The organism is Luedemannella flava (assembly GCF_039528515.1).
Taxonomy (GTDB): domain Bacteria; phylum Actinomycetota; class Actinomycetes; order Mycobacteriales; family Micromonosporaceae; genus Luedemannella; species Luedemannella flava.
This window is the reverse complement of sequence record NZ_BAAALT010000117.1, coordinates 1-14,411: the sequence shown is the minus strand read 5'-3', so window position 1 is coordinate 14,411 and position 14,411 is coordinate 1. Positions and strand designations below refer to the sequence as shown.

Annotated in this window: 8 protein-coding genes; 1 reads left to right on the top strand and 7 read right to left on the bottom strand. The window is 68.8% G+C overall.

Annotation, left to right across the window (positions count from 1 at the left end):
- Positions 1-153: 153 nt before the first annotated feature.
- From ABD211_RS19320 to ABD211_RS19290, 7 genes are all read right to left on the bottom strand, one after another.
- Positions 154-2,553, bottom strand: coding sequence for an RICIN domain-containing protein (locus tag ABD211_RS19320; protein WP_344133586.1), 2,400 nt, complete (start codon positions 2,551-2,553; stop codon positions 154-156).
- Between the two features lie 10 nt (positions 2,554-2,563).
- Positions 2,564-4,999: an RICIN domain-containing protein gene (locus ABD211_RS19315; protein ID WP_344133583.1), complete on the bottom strand. Its 2,436-nt coding sequence runs from the start codon at positions 4,997-4,999 to the stop codon at positions 2,564-2,566.
- A gap of 31 nt (positions 5,000-5,030) precedes the next feature.
- On the bottom strand, positions 5,031-6,545 hold the full coding sequence (locus tag ABD211_RS19310; RefSeq protein ID WP_344133580.1) for an arabinofuranosidase catalytic domain-containing protein: 1,515 nt from the start codon (positions 6,543-6,545) through the stop codon (positions 5,031-5,033).
- 2 nt (positions 6,546-6,547) lie between these two features.
- Entirely contained in the window at positions 6,548-8,530 is a 1,983-nt protein-coding gene (locus ABD211_RS19305; RefSeq protein ID WP_344133577.1) for an alpha-L-fucosidase, read from the bottom strand.
- Between the two features lie 309 nt (positions 8,531-8,839).
- Positions 8,840-10,171, bottom strand: a complete 1,332-nt coding sequence (locus tag ABD211_RS19300; protein ID WP_344133575.1) for a CE1 family esterase — start codon at positions 10,169-10,171, stop codon at positions 8,840-8,842.
- A 66-nt stretch (positions 10,172-10,237) separates the two neighbouring features.
- On the bottom strand, positions 10,238-12,076 hold the full coding sequence (locus ABD211_RS19295; RefSeq protein ID WP_344133572.1) for a family 43 glycosylhydrolase: 1,839 nt from the start codon (positions 12,074-12,076) through the stop codon (positions 10,238-10,240).
- 363 nt (positions 12,077-12,439) lie between these two features.
- Positions 12,440-13,453 (bottom strand): LacI family DNA-binding transcriptional regulator, encoded by a 1,014-nt coding sequence (locus tag ABD211_RS19290; protein WP_344133569.1) that lies wholly within the window; start codon positions 13,451-13,453, stop codon positions 12,440-12,442.
- 257 nt (positions 13,454-13,710) lie between these two features.
- On the opposite strand from ABD211_RS19290, the gene ABD211_RS19285 reads away from it, so the two are divergent.
- The coding region (locus ABD211_RS19285) for a cellulose binding domain-containing protein (RefSeq protein WP_344133566.1) at positions 13,711-14,411 on the top strand (701 nt) is incomplete at its 3' end.

The window sequence follows — 14,411 nt, the reverse complement described above, 5'->3', positions numbered from 1 at the left end:
CGGTTCACCGTCGACCCCGTCGCCGACCTGCACCAGCCCATAAGTACGACCGAGAAGCGGCGGGCCCCCGACGGGGTCCGCCGCTCCGCACGGGACCGGGGCGGCCCCTGGGTAGGGGCCGCCCCGGCATTCTCAGAGCGTGCTTATTCCGGCCTAACTGCGGCTCCAGCGCTGGTTGTTGCCGCCGTTGCAGGTCCAGATCGCGACCGCGGTGCCGTTGGCGGTCGCGCCGCCGGTCACGTCCAGGCACAGCCCGGACTCCACCCCGACGACGGTGCCGTCGGAGTTGAGCCGCCACTGCTGGTTCGCGCCGCCGTTGCAGGTCCAGATCTGCACCCGGGTGCCGGCGGTGGTCGCGTGCCCGGGAACGTCCAGGCACTTGTTGCCGTACACGATCAGCTGGTTGCTGGAGGTGGCTGTCCACTGCTGGTTGCTGCCGCCGTTGCAGTCCCAGATGGTCAGCTGCGTACCGTCGTTCTGGCTGGCGTTCGGCACGTCCAGGCACCGGCCGGACGCGACCCCGCGCAGGACGCCGCTGGAACCCGTGTTGCCGCCGCTGCCCGGCGTCACGGTCAGGTTGTCGAACTGAGCGGTGATGCCCTGCCCGGTGGCGTAGCCGACCTGACCGGCACCCGACGTGTAGTCGGTGACGGTGCCGACGGTGGTGCCGTTGATGGTCGCGGCGATGCTCGCGCCGCTGAACCTCAGCGCCAGCGTGTGCCAACGCCCCGTGCCCAGCGCGGCGACGCTGCCGCTGGCCAGCGTGCGCACGTTGCCGCTGGTGTTGTTGCTTATGATCGACCACGCCCCGCTGCTGTTGACCCGCAGGTAGTAGGCGTTGAGGTTGCCCGGCGACTGGAACTGGTATACGGCGGCGCGGCCGATGAGCTGCGCGTAGCCGGACTTCTCCAGCAGCACGTCCGAGGAGACCGTGTAGTTGGTCCAGCTCAGGTCACCCAGCAGGGTGTACGGCTCGGCCGACCCCGAGGTCCACCTGATCGGCGCCTGCTCCGACATCTGCCGCACGCACCGACCGGACCGGTCACCGCCGCACGCCACGATCTCGAACGAACCCTGCGCGTCCATCAGGTACTTCGCCTCGCTGGCGACCGCGTAGCTGTCGAACGTGTCGCTGTAGGGCAGCGGCAGCGTCCCCTGCGCGGGGCTGGTCGCCGTGCCCTTACCCTGCCCGGACGTCGTGGTGATGCTGTAGACGTAGCCGGGTTGGACGGTGAGCGAGAAGGCACCGCCGGACGGCGTGAGGACCGCGCTGCGCACGAAGTGGTCCGCCGGGTTGTTGGACCGCACGTTCGTGGACCAGACGGACACGGTGCCCTGCGACAGGCCCCCGGTCACGGTGAAGTTGAGCGTCTGCGCGCCGCCCGCGTCCATCGTCTCGATGATGGTGCTGTAGTCGCCGCCGGTCGGCGACCGCAGTGACACGTAGCTGCCGTTGTTCTTACTGCCACCGATGTACCCGCTGGAGGAGTCCAGATACCGCCAGCCGGGCGCGGTGAACTGCGTGGTCTGCGCCATCACCCAGGCGTTCTTGCCGATCGAGTAGTAGCCCGACCACGGCTGCGGGGCGACCGCCACGCCCATGGTGGCCCACGGGATGTTGGGCGTGATGGCGGCGATGATCGGCCAGTTCATGTAGCCGGTCATCTTCCCGTCGATGTACCCGCGGTTGATACCCCGGGCGAGCGCGTTCGCGCCGGCGTTGTAGTCGTCGGACCCGTTCTCGCTGGCCCACAGCGGCTTGCCGCTGTTGATGGCGTTGCCCGAACTGGGGCAGTCGGTCTGGGCGCTGCGGTAGCCGCACACGTAGTGCGAGCCGTAGACGGCCACGGCCTGACCGAACGCCGGGTCGCGCAACGCTTCGTCGGCGGCGCCCCAGCCGAAGTCGTCCGAGGCGATGATCTTCACTCCGGAGTACCCGCTCGAGTTGAGCGTGGAGCGCAGGTTCTTGTACCAGGTGGTGTTGAAGCCCTTCTCGTTCCAACCGCCGAGATAGTCGATGGTCAGCCCGTGCGAGGTTGCGCAACCCAGCCAGTGCACCAGGTAGGTGATGGCGTCGTTGGTCCAGAAGTTGCTCCCGATCCAGCCGGGGGCACCCCAGGTCAGGCCGACAATCTTGATGTTGGGGTTGCGCGAGCGGGCCTGTGCGGCGAGCCACCACTGGTACCCACGGTTGCAGTTCACGACGCCGCGCGTGTGCTCGTGGCTCGGCTCGGCGCCGGACGTCGTGTTGGTGTCGCCGCCGATCTCCAGCTTGAGCAGCTGCACCGCCGCGCCGTAGCCGGGCTTGAACAGGTAGTCCAGCAGCTGCGTGCGCTGCGGCTCGGGGTAGTCGATGAGCAGCCGCGTGTTCCCGCCGCCGCCGCTGATCGCGCCGACGCCGTCGAACACCCGCCCGCCGGACGAGCCGTTGATGGTGATCGCCGTCGCGGCCTCGGCCGGCGCGGCCGCCACGACCGCCCCGACGGTGGCCGTCGCGGCCACCACGAAGAGCGTTACCAGACGGCGCAGGGCGCCGCCACGTTGAGATCTCATGCGTCCGTCCTCACCGAAGGGTCCACTGCTGGTTGGTCCCCCCGTTGCAGGACCAGAGGATGATCTTCGTGCCGTTCGCCGTGGCCGCGCCGTTGGCGTCCATGCACAGCCCCGACTGCACGCCGGTGATGGTGCCGTTGGAGTTGAGGTTCCACTGCTGGTTGTTCTGGCCGTTGCAGTCCCAGATGATCACCTGGGTGCCGTTCGTCGTGCCCCGGCCGGAGGCGTCGAGACACTTGTTGCCGTACACCTGAAGTTGCCTGTTGGACGTGTAGGTCCAGGACTGGTTGGACTGGTTGCTGCAGTCCCACAGCTGCACCTGGGTGCCGTTGGCCGTCGTGGAGTTCGGCACGTCGACGCACCGACCCGACTGGTTGCCCACGAGCTGGCGACCACCAGCCGGCGGACCGGACGTGGGTGGGCCGGACGTGGGTGGGCCGGACGTGGGTGGGCCGGACGTGATCGGCTGCACGCCGGCCCTGGACATCACGGTCTGCGCCCCGGACGGCCAGTTGTTGTTCGAGACCGTCACGTTGCCGGAGACGACGTTGCCCCGGTCGCCGTTGGTGACGTTGGTGCTGCCGTTCGTGCTCCAGTTGTTCGTGACCGTGAAGTTGCCCATGTTCTCGGCGTAGTAGTAGTTGGCCGTGGCCCACGTACCCGTCGACGAGAACACGTTGTTGGTGGCGGTGTAGTAGCGCGAGCCCTCGTCGAAGTAGAGCCCGAACCAGCCGTTGGTCCGCAGGCAGTAGTTGTCGCGGATCGTCCCGCTCGGGTTCGCGGACAGGGTGTAGATGCAGCCGCCGTCGGTCATCTGCTGCATGACGTCGTGGATGTAGTTGCCGATGAGCCGGTTGTTCGACGCGGTCGTCGCCGTCGAGTAACGTGGCTGGTACTTGTAGAGGCCCCGGTTGGCGTAGTGGTTGCTGCCGCCGGCGTCGTTCGCGCCCCAGCCGTACCCGAGCGAGATGCCGGTGTACGGCATGTTGTAGATCTCGTTGTACGACAGGGTGGCGTTGGTGACGTAGGTCGTGAAGGCCGAGACGACGCCCCGGTACTCCAGACCGAGGTCGTGGATGCGGTTGTTGCTGACCGTGATGTCACGGTTGACCATCCGCTGGTCGCTCGGGTGGTGGGCGTCGGCGCGCACGCCACCGATCACGACGCCGCCGGCCACGTTGCGGGCGATCTCCGAACGGCTGACCGTGATGTTGCTGGCGCCCAGGCCGACGCCGCTCGCGTGCGCGTTGGCGTCGTTGCCGATGCCGATCGCGGTCTGGCCCAGGTTGACGAACTGGTCGTTGGTGAAGGTGATGTTGTTCGCGGCGGAGACCTGCACCGCGGCGGGCATCTGGCTCCAGTTCGGCCGGGCGGCCTCGAACTGCTCGCAGCCCTCGTTGCACGACCCGAAGCTCGGCCAGTTCCAGTTGCCGGCGATGTAGGAACCGGTCTGCTGGTCGGCGTAGCCCTGGTTGCTGCTCGCGCCGAGCCAGCTCGTGCCGGTGAACGTGATACCGGAGAACGCGATGTGGTGCGCCGGCGCGTCGTACGTGCCACCGACGCCGACCAGCGACTGCAGCACCGGCATCTCCACGCTGACCGTGCTCATGTTCTGGCCGGACAGCGGGATGTAGTACAGCGTGCCGGTGCCGGTGTTGAGGTACCACTCGCCGGGCGAGTCCAGGAACTCGTACGCGTTGATGATGTAGAGCGGCCCGGCCCGGTGCGGGTAGTTGAAGACGTCGTACCCGAAGGTGTTGTTGCTCCAGCCGGGCTGCTGCATGGTGATCTGGCCGCCGCTGATGCTCTGCACCGAGACGTACCGGTCGGTGAACGAGTTGACGCTCTCCACCTGGACGCGGTTCTGGTTGGCGACATTGTTGAGGTAACTCAGCGCGCCGTTGGTGAACCGCATGCCCGAACTGTTGAAGGTGAAGTCCGCGCGGTTGAGCTGGGTGCGCGCCCGGGTCGCGAGGTTGCCGTTGACGTAGAGCTGGCGGGGGTCGACGCCGGTGCCGACGTTGGCCCGCCAGATGTTGCGTCCACTGTCGGCCACCGACCATCCGGTGACCGCGCGGGCGCCGCTGATCACCGGCCGCGCCGACGGGGCGGCCTGCCAGCTCACGGTGCGACCGTTGGTCCCGGAGTCGGCCGCGGTGAACCGCAGCGGTGCCGACGGCCGGTACACCCCGTCGGCCAACTGGACGACGATGTCGTCGGACATGTTGCTGTTGATGGCACGCACCGCCGACTGCGCGGCGGATAGCGAGCACGGCTCGGCGGACGTACAGGTGGTGCCGGTGCCGTTCGGCGCGGCGTAGATCGTGGCCATGACCGCCGAGGCGGGCGAGGCGAGCGCCACGACGACGCCCGCGGCGATCACGGCGGCTGCGGTGGCGCCGGCCATCACCACCCGGCGCCTCGTGCGGGTAAGGGGTCGGAACATCGAATCTCCTGAGGTGGACGAGAGGTGGTGGTCAGCGGTAGCCGGCGGCTACGACGTTGGCCTGGATCGCGTTCTCCGTGGCGTCGGACGGGTAGCCGGCGACGATGGCGCCCTCGTAGAAGGTGCCGGCGCTGAGGTTGGCGCCGCCGCCGGGCTTGCAGCAGTCCCCGCCGCTGCCGAGGATGATCGCGCCCTGCTTCTTCATCGGGCTGTATCCCGGGGGCAGCGAGCCGTCCCACAGCGTGTAGAGGCTGCCGGACTGGGCGTTGCTGCCCTTGATGGCGAACCGGGTCGTGCCGTTGTTCTTGAGCGTCGCCGTGACGAACTTGCTGGTGAAGGCGCGCTGGTTGGAGTTCCACGACTGGCTGCCGCCGGAGTACAGGCCCCATTCGAGGTCGGCCTGCACCCACGGCCCGGAGCCGGAGCAGCCGCCGAACCAGCACTGGGTGCTGAAGTTGATGGCGTCCATCGCCCCGGCGGCGTCGGCCGACCGCGTCGTCTCGCTGTTGCCGTAGTCGAAGCAGCAGCCGCCGTTGACGTGGGTCCCGCTGGTCACCATGTACATGCCCTCGGGCGCCGCGCCGGTGGGCACCCCGGTCAGGTGCCCGTCGCGCCAGTAGCTGTTGCCGGGGTTGATGTAGAGCGAGTACGCCTTGTTGCCGCCGACGGTCAGCGACTCGGACGTGGCCGTCGCGGGCCTGCTCGAGGTGGAGCCGGGCACGACGCTCGAACCCTGGTACCACAGGTCGTTGCCCCGCCCGGACTGGTCGTAGACGACCGTGATGACGCAGGTGGTGTTGACGCAGAAGGAGTCCTGCGCGGCGGCGTTGGCCGTGCCGCCCGCGGTGAGCACGCCGATGTTGCGGGTCGTGTTGTCCGACGACCGCCGGACCTGGTAGAGGTTCCCGGCGTACGTGCGGTAGAGCGCCCGGGTGGTGCTGTGCGCGGCCACGCACGGCGTCCCGCCCGAGGCGTAGATGTCGCACGGCCCCGAGCCGGCCGGCGGGGGCGACGTGGGCGGCCCGGACGTCGGGGTGCCCGTCACCTGGGTCCACTGCTGGTTCGTCTGGCCGTTGCAGGACCAGAGGATGATCTTCGTGCCGTTGGCGGTGGCCGCGCCGTTGGCGTCCACGCACAGCCCCGACTGCACCCCGGTGATGGTGCCGTTCGTGTTGAGGTTCCACTGCTGGTTCGTCTGCCCGTTGCAGTCCCAGATGATCACCTGGGTGCCGTTGGTCGTGCCCCGGCCGGACGCGTCCAGGCACTTGTTGCCGTACACCTGCAGTTGTTTGTTGGAGGTGTACGTCCAGGACTGGCCGGACTGGCCGCCGCAGTCCCACAACTGCGTCTGGGTGCCGTTGGCCGTCGTGGAGTTCGGCACGTCCAGACAGCGGCCGGACTGACCGCCGACGATCGGCGTCGGTACGCCGACGGTCGCGGCCGACGCGACGCCGTGGCCGGTCGACAGCGCCACGCCGCCGGCGAGAATGGTGACAAGCAGCGCGCCGAGAAGCGGCGACAGGCGCCGCACATTTGAGGAAGTCATGCCTACACCGCCGTAATCGTCCACTGGTTGTTGGTGCTGTTGTTGGGCGTCCACATGCACACCGTCGAGCCGGACGTGCCGTTGCCCATGCCGTCCAGGGCCGTGTTCGTGCCCCGGTTGATGAGCTGGTAGCGGCCGTTGCCCAGGTTGACCAGGCGCCACTGCTGGTTGTTGCCGCCGTTCCACGGCGCCTGCCGGGCGTTGGCGCCGTTCGCGGTGTTGCCCCAGCTGTCGGCGACCATCCCGTTGGTCCGGTTGACGATCCGGTAGTAGCCGCCGCCCAGGTCGACGAGCTGCCACTGCAGGTTCGTGCTGCCGTCCCAGTTCCACTGCTTGAGCACCGCGCCCGACGCGACGTTGCCGCCGCTGTCGAGCACCAGGCCGGTGGTCGCGTTCGCGATCCGCACGTAGCCGGTGATGCTGCCGGCGCCCAGCGTCGGGATCGTCCCGGAGAACGTCAGCTTCACCACGTACGCCGGCGCGCTGAAGGGGGCGCTCGACGGCAGTGTGATCCGCAGCCCGCTGCCGTCCTGGGTCCGGTTGGGCAGGTCGAGGTAGGTGCCGGCCGCCGAGCCGAGCAGCTGCGCCGACGTCAGCGAGTTCAGGTTGATCCGGTTCGCGTTGAGGGTGGTGATGTTCAGCGTCGATCCCGGCCAGCCCAGCACGGTCGCGTACAGCACGCGGTTGTCCTTGCTGCGGGTGAACCGGATGTCCTGCGCCGTCCCGGCGCGTGGCGTGGTGAACGACCCGCCGCCCATCTGCGTCGGTCCCTCGCCGAAGGCCGACCAGGCGCGGGTGGCGTAGATGGACTCGCCGAAGCGCTTGAGGTAGTCACCGATGCCGAGCAGGATGCCGCGCTGGCCGCCCGGGATGGTGCCGTCGGCCATGGGCGCGATGTTGAGCAGCATGTTGCCGTTCTTGCTCACCCGGTCGATGAGCGAGTGCAGCATCTGGTTGAGCGAGTAGTAGCCGATGCCGACCGTGTAGCACCAGCTGGAGCTGGAGATGCTGTCGTCGGTGAGCCAGTACGGTGTCTGCAGTCCGGCCGGCCCGCCCCGCTCGTAGTCGAACACCTCGCCGAGGTTGTTGAACCCGTCCTTGTACGTCGCGACGACGTCGGAGTTCCAGGCGACCGCCCGGTTGTAGTAGTACGCCAGGAAGTTGAGCCGGTACGACTCCGGGATGGTGTGCAGGTTGAAGTCCTGCCAGATGATGTCGGGCTGGTAGCCGTCGACGATCTCGCGCAGCTTGTCCTGCCACAGCTGGTACTCCGCCGGGGTGCCGAGCTGGCCGTAGAGTTTGCGCAGGCTGGCGTCCGACTGCTGCGGCACCCACTGGTAGAACCCGGTGAAGTTGTACGCGTGGTGCATCGCGACGAGCAGCCGCAGCCCTTTGGCCCGGATGGCGTCGGCGTGCAGGCGCAGCAGGTCGAGCCGCGGCCCCCGGGTCACCGAGTTGTACTCGTTGACGCTCGAGTTCCACATCGAGAACCCGTCGTGGTGCTCGGCCACCGGTCCGGCGAACCTCGCGCCCGCGTCGACGAACAGTTGCGCCCACTCATCGGGGTCGAAGTTGCCGCCGGCTGACCGGAGCCTCGGGGCGAACTGCACCCAGTTGCCCGCCCGGTCGCGGGCCCCGTTGATGAAGTTGTGGTACGGCCAGACCGAGGGGTCGCCGTACACGCTCCTGTGGTGGTTGTTCTCGCCTGAGCCGTTGTTGTACATGTTGCGCGGGTACCACTCGTTGCCGTACGCGGGGACGCTGAAGGCGCCCCAGTGGTAGTAGATGCCGAACTTGGCGTCCTGGAACCACTCCGCGGCGGGCGGGTGCTGGTTCACGGACGACCAGGTGGCGGTGTAGCTGCTCGGGCCGACGGTCGCGGCGGCCGCGGTGGCCCGCAGCACGCCGCTGGCCGCGGCCGCTCCGGTGATCCCGGCCGCCGCGAGCAGCCGTCGGCGGCTGATCCCTGAGGTGGATGAGCGCATGACAGGTCCTCTCGGAAGAAGCTCAGTCAGGGACGACGGTTCGTCCATAGGCCGGCGCCGTTGTTAGCGTTAACAACCGGTTCCGGCGGCGCCGGCCTATGGAGGTATGACGTCTGATGACCGAGGAGCCTGCCAGAATGCCCGCGACCGTTCAATAGGTCGCTTCCTATTTGTCTCGACCCTCAGCCAGCGCCTCTGCGCGGCGTTGATGCGATGGAAAACGGGGACGAGTTTCCAATTCCGACTCGCTGCGCAGAGGGCTGGTAACGGTTTTCGTGAATTATTTGCCGGCTATACCGGTTGATCGCCCTACGGGCTGGAGCAGGTCAGCGCGGGACTCGACGGGGTGCCGTTGGCCAGGAACCCGAACGTCGTCGACCCGCTCGGCGCCAGCGACCCGTTGTACGAGGCGTTGGCGACGGCAACGGTCGAACCGCTGGCGCTCATCGTGCCGTTCCAGACCTGGGTGACGCTCTGGCCGCTGGCCAGGCTCCACCGGACGGTCCAGCCGTTGACGGCCGCGCTGCCGGCGGTCACGGTGACCTCGCCCTGGAAGCCGCCGGACCACGAGTTCACCGTGCGGTAGGTCGCGGTGCACGACGTGCCGGACGACGGCGTTGTGGGCGGGCGCGACGAGGCCGGCGCGCTGGTCGGTGGGCGCGACGAGGCCGGCGCGCTGGTCGGCGACCGCGAGGTGCCGGGCGCGCTGGTCGTGGGCGGGGTCGAGGAGCCGCTGGAGAACTGCGTGAAGAACCTCCAGACCTCGTCCTTCGTCCAGGTGCGCCAGCCGTCGCAGGAGCATCCGTCGATCGGTCCGGGGGTGTGGCCGCCGTCGAACGCCGCCCACACGACCGGGTAGCCCGACCGGCATCCGGAGTAGGTGGTGACCCGGTGCGACAGGCTGCCCTGCGTCGGCTCTGGCGGGTTCTGCGCGGTGCAACCGTTGTTACGGACGAACCGGTCGCGCAGCGACCGCCCGTTGGAGATGCTCAGCACGCTGTCGCCGAGGCCGTGCAGCCCCATGTACGCGATGGGCTGACTGCCGCCGCTGCACCCGCTGAGCTGGGCGCCGGAGTAGACGGCCACCGCGCGGAAGACCGTCGCCCGGGCGCACGCGATCGCGTAGCTCATGCCGCCGCCGTAGCTGAAGCCCAGGGCGAACAGCTGCGTCGTGTCGACGCACAGGCCCGACTGGAGCAGCGCGACCAGGTCGTCCACCAGGGTGAGGTCCTCGCCGCCGGAGTTCGCCCAGCCGTTGTTGAACCCCTGCGGAGCGACGAAGATCGTGCTGTTGTTCGCCTGCGCCCGCAGCCCGTAGTAGGACCAGTTGTAGCCGTCGGTGCCGCCCGAGTCGACGTCGTTCGCGGTACCTCCCCGCCAGTGGAACCCGAAGATCAACCGGTACGGGCGGTTCATGTCGTAGTTGTCGGGGATCCTCAGGATGTAGCTGCGGCTCTTGCCGCTGCTGGTGATCGTGCGCTGGCCACTCGTCAGCGTCGGTGCCTTTCCACAGCCGGCGGTCGCCGCGTACGCGCTGGGCGCGGGTCCGCCGACGACCTCCTTCAGCACCAGCGCTCCGGTCGCCGCCACGAGCAGTGCCATGGCCGCGACCGTCGCTGCGGTCGATCGTCGTCTTGTCATCTGGACTCCTTGCGGCAGGCGGCTGCTCGTCGGGCCGCTGTGGCCCGACGAGCAGCCGCGCGGGTGCTATGGGCTGGTGCAGGTCAGGGACGGTGTCGTGGCGGTCCCGTTGGCGAGGAAGCCGAACGTGGTGGAGCCGGCCGCGGCCAACGAACCGTTGTAGGAGGCGTTGGCGACCGAGGCGGTCGAGCCGCTGGTGGTCAACACGCCGCTCCAGACCTGCGTGATGGTCTGACCGGAGCCGAGGGTCCACCGGACGGTCCAACCGTTGACGGCGGCACTGCCGGCGGTGACCGTCACCTCCCCCTGGAAGCCGCCGGACCAGCTGTTGGTGGTCCGGTAGCTCGCGGTGCAGGCACCGGTCCCGGGCGTCGTCGGCGGCACCGACGGCGAGCGCGACGTGACCCCGGCGCTCGTCGTGACCACCGCGCTCGTGGGGGGCGCGCTGGTCGGCGGGCGGGTGGTCGGCGGCGCGGTCGTCGGCGGCGCGGAGGTCGGCGTGGTCCCGCTGCCGGTGAACTGCCACCAGTTGAGGTTGAGCAGGGAGCCGCTGCCGCCGGTGAAGCGCAGGTACAGGTCCTGCGTTCCGGTGGCGCCCGAGACCGGGCAGGAGACGCTGGTCCAGGTCTGCCACCCGCCGGTGCCGGATACCGTGCAGGTGCCCACGAGCGTGCCCGTGGCGCTGCCGAGCCGCAGCTCGATGCGGCCACCGCTGGTGCCGGAGGCCACCCGCGCCGTGAACGACGAGGCGCCGGTGCCGAAGCCGACACCCTTGACCTTGATCCAGTCCCCGTTGTCGATGAAGCTGACGTTGCGGCCGCCCTCGCTCGCGGCCTCGGTCTCCACACCGGACGAGAATGCGATGCTCTCGCCCTCCTGGCGCACGTACGGGTCGACCGTGCCGACCTGCGGGGCGCCGTTGGTCGTCATGGTGATGGTCGGGATCGTGCCGTCGGAGTTGTAGGAGAACTTCTCCACCGCGACCGAGCGGGTGAAGCCGCCGCCGCCGGGCAGCGCGCCGTTGTGGTAGAAGAAGTACGACCCGCCGTTGAAGTCGATGATGCCGGCGTGGTTGGTGAAGCTGGACCCCTGCGTCGGCATGATCGTGCCACGGTAGGTCCACGGCCCGGTCGCGGTCGGCGCGGTGGAGTACGCGATGAACTCCGAGCAGCAGCGCGCGGCGAACACCATGTAGTACAGGCTGTTGCGCTTGTACAACCAGGGGCCCTCCTCGAACAGGGTGGGCCGGTTGGCGTCCCCGGTACGGGCGCCGAATCCCGAGGTGGTGAGCTGGACCTTCGTCGGGCTGCCCGAGTACGAGGTCATGTCCGCGTTCAGCTTCACGTACCACAGGTCGGGGTTGCCCCAGTACAGGTAGGCCTGCCCGTCGTCGTCGATGAACACGGTCGGGTCGATCTGCCCGTTGCTGACCAGCGGACGGCCGATCGCGTCGGTGAACGGCCCGGTCGGGCTGTTGGACACCGCGACGCCGATGCCCATCTGGCCGGTCGCCCGCACGGTCATCGGCACGTACCAGTAGAACTTGCCGTTGCGGTAGATCGCCTGGCCGGCCCACGCGTCCTTGCTGGCCCAGCTGAAGCTGGCGATGTTGAGCGGCGAGCCGTGGTCGGTCCAGTTCACCATGTCGGCGGACGACCAGACCCGCCATTCCTTCATCGTGAACCAGGTCGAGTTGTCCTCGTCGTGTCCGGTGTAGAGGTACACCCGGCCGTTGTGGACCAGCGGCGCGGGGTCGGCGGTGTAGATGGTCTGGACGATGGGGTTGTCGGCCCTGGCCACCCCTTGTACGACCGCCACCAGCCCGACGAGGGACAGGACGCTGGCCGCGATGGCGAGTCCTCGTCGGAACCTGGCGGTGAGGTGTGCGGGTCCTGCTGCGTACATAACGGTCCCTCGCAGTTGATGAGTGAGCGTTGTGGATTCGTCGACCGCGACCGCGTCACATCGCCGGGGGCTGCGTGTGAGCGTTAACAATTCAGGCGGCGGTCAGTCCTACGCATTGACGTGTGCGGAGGCTGCCACAGAGGCGTGCGGCGCTCAAGAAAACCGATTCAGTACGCCTCACGCACTCAGGCATCCACGTCACCTGATGTATTCCACATATCAGCAGGTCACGAGCGTGTGAAATAGATTGGTGGACGCCTTGTCGGGCGCGTGAAACTTCCTTAACCGGGCACGCGGACTAATTGGATCCCCGCCATATAACAATTTCCAGCGAGTCTTTCGCAATGCAGAAATGTCGATGCGTCAGGTGGAGTCGCGGACGACCAGTCTGGTCGGCAGGATGAGCGGGCTCGGCTTCTCGTCGCCCAGGAGAGCGATCAGCATGCGGGCCATCTCGCGGCCGAGCGCCTGCACGGGTTGATGGACCGTCGTGAGGCGCGGCTGCGTGTGCGACGCGATGGCCAGGTCGTCGAACCCTATGACGGCGACGTCCTGAGGCACCCGGCGCCCGCGGTCGCGCAGGACGCGAAGTGCTCCGGCCGCCATGTTGTCGTTGGCGGCGAAGACCGCGTCCAGGTCGGGGCGGGCGGCCAACAGCGCCGTCATGGCCGCGGCGCCGCTCGCCTCGGTGAAGTCGCCCGTCTCGACCGCGTACGGGCGCAGACCCGCGAGCGCCATCGCCTCGGCGAACCCGCGCTGGCGGGACTGGCCGACCTCGGTGTCCGGCAGGCCGGTGATCGCGGCGATGCGCGTGTGTCCGGTGCCGATGAGGTGTTCGGTGGCGATCCGGGCGCCGCCGCGGTTGTCCGAGTCGACGTACCAGGACGGTTCCCCGTGCAGCGGCCGTCCACCGTAGACGGCCGGCAGGCCGGACTCCGCGACGATCCGGTCCAACGGGTCGTCGCCGCGCAGCGCCATGACCATGAGCCCGTCGACCCCGCGCGTGCGCAGCAGGTTCTTGAACCGCCCCTGGCCCCGGTCGGACGCCGCCAGGCACAGCAGCAGGTGCAGTTCGGTCTCCTCGAGCGCGGCGGAGATGCCCACGATGACCTGGGCGAAGAACGGGTCGGCGAAGAGGGCCGGGTCGTCGCCGGACAGGGCGAACGCCACGACGCCGGTGCGCTGGGTGGCGAGGGCCCGCGCCGTGCGGCTGGGGGTGTAGCCGAGCTCCCGGATCGCCTTGTGCACGGCGTCGCGCTTGGCCCGGCTGACGTGCGGGGCGTTGTTGATGACCCGCGACGCCGCGGTCCTGGACACACCCGCTCGTTCCGCCACCTCGTCGAGTGTGGGCTGCCGTCGGGGGATTTCTGTCGCCATTGCTTGACCGGTCCCTCTCCCCGACGAGTGTCCCACAGCTCTGAGCGGCCGCGACGCCACGGCGACCCTTGATCGGGGCTGGGACTTTCAGTTGGAAGCGCTTCCAAATGTCCTGTTGGACAGCCGATCGTGCCGTTGTTGATCGAGATACAGCTCAGCGCGATTGACACTCAATGTCCGGGCGCAGACGCTCAGGACAGTCGATGCCTCCGGACCCGTTCCGGCCGGAAGCGCTTCCAGTGAGAAAGAGACGAGAGATGAGATTCCCCTTGGGTCGCCTACGGCGACGCAGGACGGCCGTCCTGGCGGTGGGTGGACTCGCGATCGCTGGCATCGCCGTGCTCCCGGCACTGCCGGCCACCGCGGCGACCGCGTGCAACGTGACGTACGCGGCGAACCCCTGGACGGAGAGCCCCAGCAGCGGCGGCTTCACCGCCAACATCACGATCAAGAACACCGGTGACGCGCTGACGTCGTGGACGTTGAGGTTCACGCTCCCGAGCGGGCAGTCGCTGACCCAGGGCTGGTCGGCCAACTGGACGTCGTCCGGCACCGCGATCACCGGCACGAGCCTGTCCTACAACGGCAGCCTCGCCTCCGGGGCCTCGACGAACGTCGGCTTCAACGGCCGCTGGAGCGGCAGCTACAGCTCGCCGACCGCGTTCACGATCAACGGCGTGGCCTGCAACGGCGGCCCGACGCCGACGACCGCGGGTCCCACCACGGCCGGCCCGACCTCCGCCCGGCCGACGAGCGCCGGCCCGACGTCTGCCCGTCCGACGTCTGCCGCTCCGACCTCCGCCCGTCCGACGACCGCCGGCCCGACGACCGCCGGCCCGACGACCGGCGGGCCTACGACGAGCACCCCGCCGTGCACGTCGAACTGTGGCGTGCGGGTGGACAACCCGTTCGTGGGTGCCAAGGGTTACGTGAACCCGGAGTGGTCGGCGAAGGCCGC